Source organism: Marinobacter shengliensis (genome assembly GCF_030297115.1).
Taxonomy (GTDB): domain Bacteria; phylum Pseudomonadota; class Gammaproteobacteria; order Pseudomonadales; family Oleiphilaceae; genus Marinobacter; species Marinobacter shengliensis.
Window position 1 is genome coordinate 167,374 of record NZ_AP028062.1, and the last position, 12,280, is coordinate 179,653.

A 12,280-nucleotide genomic window follows, 5' to 3' on the forward strand; every position below is an offset into this window, starting at 1 on the left:
ATGGCTGACACAGAAGGGCGCAGCTGCCCGCTGGCTTACCGCTACCGGCCGGAAGCGCTTTGCGGGGAGCCCTCCCATGCCTCTGAGAGTGTGCTGTATATCGTCGGCGGGCTGTACGGCAACCCCTTTGCCCTGGACGAAATCGAAGCCATGGCGCAGGCGGAGGAGCGCCATGGTCACCGGGTCAAACTGGTGTTCAATGGCGATTTTAACTGGTTCAACGCCGACGACACCTTGTTCCGGGAGATCAACAGCCGGGTTCTGGACCATACCGCGGTTCTCGGCAATGTAGATTATGAGCTATCGCTTCCCAATGCCGGAGCGGGCTGTGGTTGTGCCTACCCGGAGTACGTGGATCAAGGTGTGGTGGCGCGTTCGAACCAGATGATGGAACGCCTGCAGGCGCTGGCGGACCAACACCCCGATATCCAAAAGAAACTCTCGCTATTACCAAGATACCGCTGCTTGATCTTTGGAGGCCTAAAGATTTTGGTGTTGCATGGTGACCCTGAGTCGCTGGCGGGCTGGGGGTTGTCGCATGAAGCATTCACCGCCGGTAACGACCGGCAGTTGGTCAGTTGGTTTCGCACCACCGGTGCCGATGTGATCGCGTGCACTCACACCTGCCTGCCGGTTCTCTGGTCTGGAGAAGTGGATGGGCGCCCTTGCCTGGTGACCAATAACGGCGCGGCGGGGATGGGTAACCTGCGCTCTGACCCACGCGGTTTGATTACCCGTATTGGCTTTACGAGCCCCTTCTCTGAGCCTGTGGCGGGCTTGGCGCGGCCCGGTTTGCACGTTTCCCTGATGCCTGTGGCTTACGATGTGAATGCCTGGCTGTCACAGTTTGACCGGCTGTGGCCGGAAGGCTCGCCTGCGGCAGTGTCTTATCGGAGCCGCCTGGTGGGTGGAACCAGTCTGGATCCTGGCAATGTGGTTTTTCCTTCCATTCCGTAACCAGTCTGTCACTGGCGAATGCTTCAATTCGGTCTATTCTGAAAGAATCGAACCCCGGTAGTTCTTGGTGGCTGTTGGGGGGCGACTTGAAATATATTTTGTGGTCTATATAATTCAACTCTAACTTTTGAAGCGAATTGATCACGTTATGACATCAGAAGGATCGAATACCACCGCCATCGCCTTGCGCAAACCTACCAAGGATGATGGCTACAGGCTCCACCAGCTGGTAGCGGAATGCCCGCCGCTGGACCCCAACTCGATTTACTGCAACCTGTTGCAGTGCAGCCACTTTGCCGAAACCGGCGTGGCCGCGGAGAAGGAAGGCGATCTGGTCGGCTTTATCTCCGGATACATCCCTCCCCAACAGCCCGAGACCGTGTTTGTCTGGCAGGTGGCGGTTCACGAAAAAGGCCGTGGACAGGGCCTCGCCAAGCGGATGCTGAAGGAAATTGTGGGTCGCGAAGCGTGCAAGAATGTCACGCATCTGGAAACCACGATTACCGAAGACAACGAGGCGTCCTGGGCGCTGTTCCGCTCTTTTGCACGTGATCTGGGAGCCGAGCTCACCTATCACGAGCACTTCGAGAAAGAGACCCACTTTGGCGGCAAGCACGACTCCGAGTTCCTGCTGCGCATCGGGCCCTTCACGAAGCCTGTCTGAGTGCCCTGATTCACCAATGTGAATCGCCGATAGCGACTAGAAACAGCCGGCGGGCCACCCGAGGTGGGCCTGCCAAAGGGCTGACATCAACGCACGGCGGGCTTGTTGCGACCGACACGTATTACCAGCAGGCTCCCCGCGCAATTACCTCGAACCTGACATGCTAAGAGGCAAGACAATGGAAATTTTTAAGTCCACTGAATCTGAAGTACGCGTTTATTCCCGTGCCTTCCCGGTGATTTTTAACCGTGCCAAGAACGCGCACCTGTACACCGAAGACGGCAAACAGTACCTGGACTTCCTGGCCGGTGCCGGTTCCCTGAACTACGGCCACAACAACGATATTCTGAAAAAAGCGCTGCTTGAGTACATCGAAGCGGACGGCGTGAGCCAGGGCCTGGATATGTTTACCACCGCCAAGCATGACTTCATGGAAGCCTATAAGAAGTACATCCTGGATCCCCGCGGCCTGGACTACAAGATGCAGTTCACTGGCCCCACGGGCACCAACTGTGTGGAAGCGGCCATGAAGCTGGCCCGTAAGGTCAAAGGCCGCACCGGTATTATCTCGTTCACCAACGGTTTCCACGGTGTCACCATGGGTGCGGTTGCTGCAACCGGTAACAAGCACCACCGTGGTGGTGTCGGCACACCGCTGGGCAGCGTTGATTTCCAGTTTTACGATGGTTACCTCGGTGAAGACATCGACACCCTGATGATCATGGACAAGGTGCTGTCCGACAGCTCTTCCGGTGTTGAATTGCCGGCGGCAGTGATTGTCGAGGCGGTTCAAGGCGAGGGCGGTCTTAACGCAGCCCGTGCCGAATGGCTCAAAGGCCTGTCTGACCTGTGTAAGAAGCACGATATCCTGCTGATTCTGGATGACATCCAGGCGGGCAACGGCCGTACCGGCGAGTTCTTCAGCTTTGAATTTGCCGGCATCAAGCCGGACATTGTGACCGTGTCCAAGTCGCTGTCCGGTTATGGTCTGCCGATGGCGCTGGTGCTGTTCAAGCCGGAGCTGGATGTTTGGGAATCCGGTGAGCACAACGGTACCTTCCGTGGTAACAACATGGCGTTTGTCACGGCCCGTGCCGCGGTAGAAACCTACTGGAAAGACGACAGTTTCGCTAACGAAGTGAAGGCCAAGACCAAGGTGCTGGGAGACGCCCTGCAAGCGATCTGCGACAAGTACCCGAGTGAGTTCAAGATGAAGGGCCGGGGCCTGATGCGTGGCATTGAAGCGACCCATGCGGACATCACCGGTGCCATTACCAAGCGTGCTTTCCAGAAGGGCCTGATCATCGAGACCAGTGGTCCGAACGACGAAGTCATCAAGTGCCTGATGCCGCTGACCACCAGCGAGGAGGACTTGCGCCTGGGAGCCAGCCTGCTGGCCGAGTCGGTTGATGAAATCATGCAGGAAGGTGTCAGCGAGGCGTCGTAAGGCGCCCGTCATCCAGACCATTCATTCCGCAGGATAGCGAAGGCAAAAATATGACTACGGCACAGCATACCGTCGAGAAGATCGGCGGTACCTCAATGAGTAATTATGAGGCCGTTCGCGACAATATCATTATTGGTAAACGCAAGAAGAGCGACCTCTACCAGCGGATTTTCGTGGTGTCAGCCTACGGTGGTGTCACCAACGAACTGCTGGAGCACAAGAAAACCGGCGAGCCGGGCGTATACGCCCTGTTCGCAGACGCTGAATCTGACTGGGCCTGGGGCGACGACCTCACCAAACTGATCCAGTTCCTGACCGACATCAACGGCGAACTGTTTGAAGACCCCATGCTCAAACAGCAGGCTGACCAGTTCATTACCGACCGAATTGAAGGGGTGCGGGGTTGTCTGATCGACCTCCAGCGTCTGTGTTCCTATGGCCAGTTCCAGCTGGAAGAGCATCTGCTGACCGTTCGGGAAATGCTCGCCGGAATCGGTGAAGCCCACAGTGCGTTCAACACCGCCCTGAAATTGCAGCAGGAAGGCATCAATGCGCGCTTTGTCGACCTGACCGGCTGGCGCGACAGCGAACTGCTGCCTCTCGACCAGAAGCTTAAGCAGGCGTTCGACAGCGTTGACCTGACTCGCGAACTGCCGATTGTCACCGGCTACGCTCAGTGCAAGGAAGGCCTGATGCGAACCTTTGACCGGGGATACAGTGAAATGACCTTCAGCCGGGTGGCGGTAATCACCAATGCCCGTGAAGCGATCATTCACAAGGAATACCACCTGAGTTCTGCCGACCCCAATATTGTGGGTGAAGAGAAGGTGGTGCCCCTGGGCCGAACCAACTACGACGTCGCCGACCAGCTCGCCAACCTCGGTATGGAAGCCATTCACCCCCGTGCCGGTAAGGGCCTGCGTCAAAACGAGATTCCGTTGCGGGTGATGAACACCTTTGAACCGGAGCACACCGGCACGCTGATCACTGGCGATTACGTCAGCGAGAAGCCGCAGGTGGAAATCGTGGCCGGTGCCAAGGGCGTGTTCGCCATTGAGGTGTTTGACCAGGACATGCAGGGTGAGCCGGGCTCAGACCGCCGAATCCTGGAAGTGCTCAGCCGCTTCAAGGTGCGCTTCATGTCCAAGGACACCAACGCCAACACCATTACCCATTATGTGGACACCACGCTCAAGCACGTGAAGCGTGTGGTCAAGGCGCTGGAGGAAGAATTCCCCAATGCCGAGATCAGTACCCGCAAAGTGGCCCTGGTGTCTGCCATCGGCAGTGATATGAAGGTGCCGGGTATCCTGGCACGCTCTGTGAAATCGCTGGCGGACCAGGACATCAGCGTGTTGGCCATCCACCAGTGCATGCGTCAGGTGGATATCCAGTTTGTGATTGAAGAAGACCACTACAACCAGGCGATTGTGGCCCTGCACGGTGCTCTGATTGAACCCCACAATCACGAGTACGCCATTGTGGCGGCTTCAACCACCTGAAGAATTACCCACCGGCAAAACCGGTCGCTTTGCCGGTGGGTAATGGAGGACGTCTTGCCTCCTGATCGGGCGCCCGGTCGGCCGTTTTGCCCGGTGTTTTCACCGGGTAAGTAACATGGCCGGGCGTGACCGATCTCCTCACCTCCCCGCTCGTTTGTCTCGGGTTTCCACGCCTTCCAGGGCAATCTGCCCGCCCGACCTCACCGTATATTCGACAAAGTTTCAACGGGTACCTTAGCCAATGCAGATACATGATCGGCAGGGACCGTCTCCGACTCTTCCCCACGATGGTGAAAGGGATTCCCTGGTAGGGTTGTACTTCAGGGATGCGTCCCGACATGAACTTCTCAGCGATGATGCGGAGCGCCGCCTGGCGCGGCAGCTGATTCGCAGCTTAAGAGTGATCAGCCAGGAACTCTGTTTGCCCGATGACACCCCACAAACCCTTCGGGAAGTGGTTGGTAGCCTGGGTGATGCCTGTGCCTTCTCCAGCCGCTGTCGCCGGGCCTATCACCTGGCCATGGCCTGCCGGCGCCGGCTGATTCAGTGCAACCTGAGGTTGGCGGTGCACATCGCCCGCCGTTACAACCAGCACGGTATCCCCATGTCAGACCTGATTCAGGACGCCAATGTGGGTTTGATCAAGGCGGTTGAACGATACGACCCGGCCAAGGGTTTTCGTTTTTCAACCTATGCCTACTGGTGGATCAGCGAGGAGGTGCGCCGTTGCCTGCAGCGTGGCGTGCGGGTAGTGCACACACCGGAGAACGTTGTCGAGGAAATACGTCAGCTCCAAAAAACCTCCATGCGATTACACCAGGCCCTGGGGCGCACGCCATCGCAGACCGAGCTGGCCAAAGCCATGGAGGCCTCGCCCTCGCGGATCGGCGAACTGAGAGCGCTGGCCGCCCGGGAAGTGTCCACCGATGTGCCTTTGCTTGAAGACGGTACCATTACCCTGGGCGACAGCCTGGCCAGTGGCGAAACCATGTCTCCAGATCATCCTCTGCGGCAGCGGGACCGGCAGATTACCTTGCAGGCCATGATGGGTGAGTTGACTGAGCGGGAGAGGGATATTCTGTCCCGACGCTACGGACTGGGCGTATCCGAACCGGAGACGCTGCAAACCCTGTCGGATCAGTTGGGAATCAGCCGTGAGCGGGTACGCCAGATAGAGAAGACCGCGTTAAAGAAGCTGCAACAGTGGTTTTCGGAGCCGAACAACGGTGCCTGACCTCAGGCACCGTGACTAAGATAGAACCACACGCCGACGGTCACCTGGCAGGCCAGTACCACGGTGGTCAGCACCAGGCGCAGTCGCAGATACCATGCCGGCCAGTAGGGCCGCATCCAGCGAGCGTCGACGATGTACAGCAGCAGGTAGGCGGAGGTGTACAGGGCAATCTTGTGGGGCGTTTGTAATAGCAGCCCTACTCCGGCGGCGACGAAAAACAGCTGGCTGAGTAACATCGACACCAGTGGTGACTGGGGGTAGGAGCGGTTCTCCAGTTGCAGTGCGATGGTCCAGTAAATGCCGGCCATGAACGCGAGAATGCCCGCACTGTACGCGTAGAACCAGCTCAGGATGATGATGCTTTTCCCCGGCATTGCAAACAGGCCGGCGGTTCCTGCAAGAAACGGTATCAGGCCGGCTATGCCGACCAGGATGGCCAGACGGGCAACTGCAATCACGACCGTTGCCTCTGAACCTGTATCCGCATGGGTTCGAATTCTGTTGGCTCCATGCCCACCATTTCATGGTAGGCGGACGGGTGAACAATCTGGGTTTCACGCACGTCCAGATCGCTCAGGGTGTCCTGCAGTTGCCAGGCGCTGCGAAACAGGCGTGTTTGCCCTTTGTCGTCAGACAACAGCATCAGGCCATCCGGCCCGTGCAGTCTGGCCATGTAATGCTGGCCTTCCAGTGAAATGATCTCCAGCAGTTCAATAACCGGCTGCTCGAGGTTCCTGAGTTGGTTGAGGGTGATGCGCACGGATTGGCTCCCGAAATGGTGTTACCCAGGGATTTACGTGCAACCGCTCCGGTAAGATCATTGTGACATCTCAAAGCAGGCCTGATAGGCCGGGCATTGAACCAGATGATCATTCACCATGCCTGTAGCCTGCATGAAGGCGTAGACGATGGTCGGGCCAACGAACGTGAAGCCGGCTTTCTTCAGGGCCCTGGACATGGCCTCGGATTCTTTGGTGATCGCCGGAACTTCCTCGAAACGTTGCCAGGTGTTCTGGATTGGCTGGTGATCAACGAACTGCCAGAGAAACGAGGAAAAGCCAATGCCCTGTTCCTGCAGTTCAAGGTAGCGTCGGGCATTGTTGATCACCGAACGTACTTTCAGTCGATTACGGATGATGCCCGGGTTCTGCAGCAGGCGTTGCTGGTCTTGCTCGGTAAAGCGGGCGACGGTTTCCGGATCAAAGTTGGCATAAGCGTCGCGATAGCTCTGTTGCTTTCGCAGGATGGTGATCCAGCTCAAACCTGCCTGCTGGCCGTCCAGACACAGCTTTTCAAACAGCGCCTGGTCATCGTACTCCGGGCGGCCCCAGACGGTGTCGTGGTAATGCACGTAGAGTGGGTCGGTGCCGCACCAGGGGCAGCGCTCGGTGTATTGGGTCATAACAGTGAATCCCGGTTATCGCTTTGACCGGATGACCCTGTGGAACATGGGCTCCCAACTTGCTTCCTGGGTACCCGCCAGTGCCAGGTTATAGTCATCCGGAGGTGGTTCCAGCAGGGTGATGCCGGGCCAACTGCCCGGGCCGCCCTGATCCCTGTTTCGATAGACCAACGTTACCAGAAAACCCTCCACGTAGAAGCAACTGGCCAGCCAGGTCTGGTCGGGCTGATCGCCATAGAGCTCAAACTGGTTGCGAACTTCAAGGGTTTGCAGGTTGCCGGCAATGCCACGACCGGTTGCCTTGAGCCAGGCTTCTTTCAGGGTCCATACTTTAAGGAAATCGAAGGGATCATCAGCGCGAAACAGCCACTCCTGTTCGATGGGGGAGAACCAGCGTCTGGCAACGGCGACCCAATCCGGCCTGCGTTGGCTTGGCTCGATGTCGATACCCAGCTGATAGGTGTCTGTGCCCACGGCGCAAAGCCCCCGGCTATGGCTCAAGGACAGAAATCGGCCTTCCGGATTAACGGCACGGTTTGGTCGCCCATCCACGGGAAGACAGCACTCTGGTGCCTGGTCACTAGTTTGCGCAAGGCTTTGCCGGAGCAGCCAGCGGCTGGTCAGGAACTCCTGACGGCGAGTACCCGCCAGCCGAGCCAGTGTTTCAGCCTCGAAACCGGTCATCCAGGCAGGAGCTTCGGGAACATCCCGGTTGATCTGGTGGCACAGCCAGATACTGGGACGATCAGGGTTGGAGTCGTTGGATGGTCCAGCCATCGGCCTCTCTCACGTATTCAAAACGGTCGTGAAGTCGGCTTGGCCGTCCCTGCCAGAACTCGATGCGTTCCGGTACCACCCGATAACCGCCCCAGAAGCTGGGTAAGGGTATTTCACCGGAGCTGAACTTGCGTTTCATCTCCGCCACCTTTTGTTCCAGTAGCCCCCTTGAGGTAATCGCCTTGCTCTGTTCAGAAACCCAGGCACCGAGCTGGCTGCCACGGGGTCTGGAGGCGAAGTACCTGAGGGATTCCGCCTTACTGACTTTCTCTACCTTTCCCTGAATACGTACCTGGCGGTTCAGACCGATCCAGGGGAACAGCAGCGCAGCCCTTGGGTTTTCGTCCAGTTCTCTGGCCTTGCGGCTGCCGTAGTTGGTGTAGAAAACAAAGCCTTGGCTATCAAAGTATTTCAGTAGCACGGTGCGCAAGTCCGGCATCTGGTCAGAGCCGGTGGTGGCAAGTGACATGGCGTTGGGTTCCAGAATCCCGGCACTACGGGCATCGTTAAACCAGGCCTGGAACTGGGCTACTGGGTCATCATTCAGGTGTTCCCTGTCCAGCCCCTCACTTTCAAAATCCCGACGCATATCGCCGATGTCCATTCACCTCTCCTCGTCTTGCTGCGTAACCCGCTAAGTGTCTACAGGTACGGCACTCAAGCATAACGGGTTCACGTTGGCGTGTCAGCGGCTGACAAAGGACTACCGGGCGGACTATCCTAGTGTCAGGCAGGGGGTGCAGGCAGCCCCGTGTGTTCGCCCTCGATCAAGGAGAGTTTCGTGGCCCGGAGTCATTCCCCCAGTCGTTTGCCCAGAAACCTGGCTATTGTAGCGGTCGTTCTGTTTGGCTTGTACGCCCTCGCAGGCTTTTTGGCTTTGCCCTGGTGGCTCGAAAAGACTTTGCCGGAACAGCTGAATCAGCAGATGGGCTGGCAGGCTGAGTTGTCGGAAGTTCAGGTAAACCCCTTCACCCTGACCCTGGATATAACGGGGCTGTCTGCGGACGACCGTGCCGGCGAAAAAGTGGTTGGGTTTGATCGCCTGTTTGTAAATCTGGGTTTCTTTCCCCTGTTCCGGGGGATCGTCCATTTCCAGGACATTCGCCTGCAGGAACCGCACATCCGGCTGGATCTGTTGGATGACTACAGCATCAACTTTGCCCGCGATTGGCAGGCCTCCCGGCCAGATGAGCTCGCACAGGAACCCGTAGCCGCAGCCGAAGCCGAAGCCGGGGATGAGGCAGGCGCGATACCCAAGCTGTACTTCCAGCACCTGGCGATCGATGGCGGCGAGTTGCTGTTCCGGGATTTCAGCCAGGCGGAGCCGGCAGAGTTCCGTATTACCCCGCTCGACCTGTCCATCAACGAGCTGGCCACCTGGCCAAGGGAGACCGGTGGCAGTCAGTATTCAGTGATTGCCGCCCTGGGTGACCAGACCATTGAGTGGGACGGTGAGCTGAGCATAGCGCCACTTTACTCCGAAGGCCGCCTGAAGGTGGCTGATTTGCGCCATGACACCCTGGCGCATTTTCTGTCGCCGTTTTTGCCATGGCAGTTACGGGATGGCACCGTGACCATCGAGTCCTATTACCAGTTGGCGGGCGGCGAGCCGTTTGAGCTGATCACGTCCCGGGGCAAGCTGACTGTGCAGAACCTGGCCCTGGCCCTGGATGCCGGGGATGAGGAACCAGGCTTGACCACTTCCGATATTCAGGTTGATGGTATCGGCTTTGATCTGACAGCCAGAGAAGTCCGCGTAGGTATGATCACACTCGATCAACCCTTTGTTGCCGCGGTCCGCAACAACGAGGGTCAGATTGACTGGCTGGCAACTATGCCAGAAGCCACTGCCGATGAAGGCCAGGGCGAGCCACCGGACACCGGCGTACCGGCGTTTCGCTGGTCGGTTCAGGGTTTTGAGCTGGCTGACGGGCGGGTGCGCTGGCGGGATCAGGTGCCACAGCAAGCGGCGGAGCTGGAACTGGTGGATCTGGACATAACCCTGGGCGGTTTATCGGATCGCCTGGATGAACCCGTCAGCTACCGGCTGAGTTCAGCGCTTGCCAGTGGTGGCCGTGTAGCCGCCAACGGCCAGTTGACACCGGCGCCGTTCACGCTGGAGGCGGCAGTATCCGGTTCCGATCTTGTGCTTGCGGTGATTGAGCCATACCTGCAGCAAGCGGCCAACCTGGCGTTGGCCAGCGGTGAGTTGAGTTTTGATGGCAACCTGGACCTGGACAGCCAGGACGATCCGATGACTGGTACGTTCAGCGGCACCGGCGAGGTCGCAAACCTGGATTTAAGGCTGCCTGATGGCGAGGCTTCCATGTTGGGCTGGCGTACCCTGCGCCTGGCGCCTATCGAATTCAATGTTTACCCGCCAAGGCTGGAAATCGGCACGGTAACCCTGGCACGGCCCTCGCTGAACGTTGTTCGCTCACTTGATGGCGTACACAATCTGGCCCGGATCGTTCGCGGGCAGCCAGATACCGGCAGTGAGCCTGCATCAGCGCAATCGACCGGCCCCGAAGCCAGCTCCGGCGAACCAGAGTTTGTTTTCCGGATCAATCAACTGGTGGTTGAAGACGGGGCCGTCGGTTATTCCGATCGAACACTGGAGCCGCCGTTCAGTACCAACTTTGATAACCTCACCGGTGCGGTCAGCGGCATCAGTAATGTGCCGCCACAGCAAGGACGGGTGAACCTCAAGGGCCGGCTCGCAGGCGTTGCCCCCGTCACCTTTGAAGGCACGCTGGGCGCATTGGGCACCGAGGATACCAGCGACATTCGCCTGGCCATGGAGGATCTGGCGTTGCCGGTATTGTCACCCTACTTCGGCCGATACCTGGGCTACGCGGTCGACTCGGGCAAGCTCAAAATGAATCTGGACTATGAATTCACCGGCACCCGTCTGAAAGCCTCAAATCGGGTGGTGCTGGACCGTATGGAACTGGGTCAGGCCGTACCGAGTGATGAGGCCATCAGCGCGCCGGTCAAGCTCGGCCTCGCGCTGCTGACCGACCGCCGTGGCGTCATTGAGGTCGACTTGCCGGTGCAGGGTGATATTGCCGATCCGGAATTTCGGGTCGGCCAGATCGTCATGCGCGCCTTTGTGAACCTGCTGGTTAAAGCCGCTGCATCCCCCTTCAGCATGTTGGGCTCCCTGGCGGATCTGGCGGGCTTCAGTAGTGAAGACCTGGGCGAGGTCAGTTTTGTGCCGGGTAGCGTTGAGTTGGCAGAGGGTGAGGCCGCCAAACTGTCGGCCCTGGCACAGGCTTTGAGGGAGCGCCCTGAGCTGGTGCTGAACGTTCGCGGCGGCGTGAATCCGGAAGCTGACGCCCTGGCGCTACTGCGCGCCCGGATGGAAGCCCGGGGCGAGGAACTGACCGACGAAGCCTGGGCCCAGGCACAACAAGCCTGGCGCGAGGGTGAGCGCCCGCTGCCGCCAGAGGCCCTGGGGCAACTGGCTACCAACCGGGGTCTGGCGGTTCGCCGCCTGCTGCAGGAAACTCATGAAGTGGACCCTGCCCAGTTGTTCACCCTGGAGCCGTCCCGCCAGGCCATCACCGATGAACAGGGGCTTGTCACCGTGCAGTTCACGCTGGACGTTCGTTAATCCTAATTGAATCAGGTAGTTCTATGGCCAGTCTGACACAGCGCACTGCCAGCCACTTCTTTGCCTATGTTTCCCGTCTGCGCTGGATCAAGCGCTGGGGCTTGATGCGTAACGCCATCGAAGAAAACGTCGCCACCCATTCCTGGGAAGTGGCGACCATCGCCCACGCCCTGGCGCTGATCCGCAACCGGCATTTTGACGGTCAGGTCAACGCGGACCGCATCGCGGCTGCCGCGCTTTACCACGATGCCACCGAGGTGATCACCGGCGACATGCCGACACCGGTGAAATATCACTCGAAAGTGATGCGGGAAGCCTTCGGTGATATCGAACACAAGGCAGAAGCGGAGTTACTGGCCTTGTTACCGGCCGATCTCCGGGATGACTTCTCGCCCTATGTTCGGGAGTCCCGGCTGGCTGAGCAGGAAAAGGAATTGATCAAGGCGGCTGACCGGCTCTCGGCCTGGCTCAAGTGCCGGGCGGAAATCCGTGCCGGCAACCCGGAATTCGTGCCCGCTGAAGCCCAGATCCGCGCCCGGCTGGACGCAGACGGATTGCCGGAGGTGCGCTACTTTCTGGAGGTCTTTGCACCGGGCTACGACCAGCCTCTGGATAACCTGCTGGAATAGCCTGTTGACTGGCCCCGCTGCCGGCGCCAGGCGGAGTCCGCTGCCATAGGTT

General features: G+C 58.7%; 12 protein-coding genes. 7 read left to right on the forward strand and 5 right to left on the reverse strand.

Annotated elements, in window-relative coordinates; genetic code table 11:
- From QUE75_RS00715 to QUE75_RS00735, 5 genes are all read left to right on the forward strand, one after another.
- Positions 1-957, forward strand: a complete 957-nt coding sequence (locus QUE75_RS00715) for a hypothetical protein (RefSeq protein WP_230713204.1) — start codon at positions 1-3, stop codon at positions 955-957.
- Between the two features lie 148 nt (positions 958-1,105).
- Positions 1,106-1,621 (forward strand): diaminobutyrate acetyltransferase, encoded by a 516-nt coding sequence (ectA, locus tag QUE75_RS00720; protein WP_072675768.1) that lies wholly within the window; start codon positions 1,106-1,108, stop codon positions 1,619-1,621.
- A gap of 178 nt (positions 1,622-1,799) precedes the next feature.
- Positions 1,800-3,068 carry a diaminobutyrate--2-oxoglutarate transaminase gene (ectB, locus tag QUE75_RS00725; protein ID WP_061331308.1) on the forward strand — a complete coding sequence of 423 codons (1,269 nt, stop codon included), beginning with the start codon at positions 1,800-1,802 and terminating at the stop codon, positions 3,066-3,068.
- Between the two features lie 50 nt (positions 3,069-3,118).
- Positions 3,119-4,570, forward strand: coding sequence for an aspartate kinase (locus tag QUE75_RS00730; RefSeq protein ID WP_061331306.1), 1,452 nt, complete (start codon positions 3,119-3,121; stop codon positions 4,568-4,570).
- 241 nt (positions 4,571-4,811) lie between these two features.
- A complete protein-coding gene (locus QUE75_RS00735; RefSeq protein ID WP_061331304.1) occupies positions 4,812-5,804 on the forward strand; it encodes a sigma-70 family RNA polymerase sigma factor in 993 nt (330 codons plus the stop codon).
- A 2-nt stretch (positions 5,805-5,806) separates the two neighbouring features.
- Here the strand turns inward: QUE75_RS00735 and QUE75_RS00740 are convergent, their stop codons facing one another.
- The 5 genes from QUE75_RS00740 to pdxH are packed head-to-tail and all read right to left on the reverse strand — an operon-like array spanning position 5,807 to position 8,587.
- Positions 5,807-6,262 carry a DUF3429 domain-containing protein gene (locus QUE75_RS00740; protein WP_286252982.1) on the reverse strand — a complete coding sequence of 152 codons (456 nt, stop codon included), beginning with the start codon at positions 6,260-6,262 and terminating at the stop codon, positions 5,807-5,809.
- Positions 6,259-6,564 (reverse strand): DUF6482 family protein, encoded by a 306-nt coding sequence (locus tag QUE75_RS00745; protein WP_061331300.1) that lies wholly within the window; start codon positions 6,562-6,564, stop codon positions 6,259-6,261. The genes QUE75_RS00740 and QUE75_RS00745 overlap by 4 nt, the downstream gene beginning before the upstream one ends.
- A gap of 57 nt (positions 6,565-6,621) precedes the next feature.
- Positions 6,622-7,206: a DNA-3-methyladenine glycosylase I gene (locus QUE75_RS00750; protein ID WP_061331298.1), complete on the reverse strand. Its 585-nt coding sequence runs from the start codon at positions 7,204-7,206 to the stop codon at positions 6,622-6,624.
- Positions 7,207-7,221: 15 nt separating this feature from the next.
- Positions 7,222-7,983 (reverse strand): 4'-phosphopantetheinyl transferase family protein, encoded by a 762-nt coding sequence (locus tag QUE75_RS00755; RefSeq protein WP_286252986.1) that lies wholly within the window; start codon positions 7,981-7,983, stop codon positions 7,222-7,224.
- Complete coding sequence (gene pdxH, locus QUE75_RS00760) at positions 7,952-8,587, reverse strand: pyridoxamine 5'-phosphate oxidase (RefSeq protein WP_106694228.1); 636 nt, start codon at positions 8,585-8,587, stop codon at positions 7,952-7,954. Before pdxH ends, QUE75_RS00755 begins: the two co-directional genes overlap by 32 nt.
- Positions 8,588-8,764: 177 nt before the next feature.
- Here pdxH and QUE75_RS00765 point away from each other — a divergent pair, with 177 nt between their 5' ends.
- Both QUE75_RS00765 and yfbR read left to right on the forward strand, forming a co-directional pair.
- Positions 8,765-11,599 (forward strand): DUF748 domain-containing protein, encoded by a 2,835-nt coding sequence (locus QUE75_RS00765; protein ID WP_286252989.1) that lies wholly within the window; start codon positions 8,765-8,767, stop codon positions 11,597-11,599.
- 23 nt (positions 11,600-11,622) lie between these two features.
- Positions 11,623-12,228, forward strand: coding sequence for a 5'-deoxynucleotidase (gene yfbR, locus QUE75_RS00770; RefSeq protein ID WP_286252992.1), 606 nt, complete (start codon positions 11,623-11,625; stop codon positions 12,226-12,228).
- Positions 12,229-12,280: the final 52 nt, after the last annotated feature.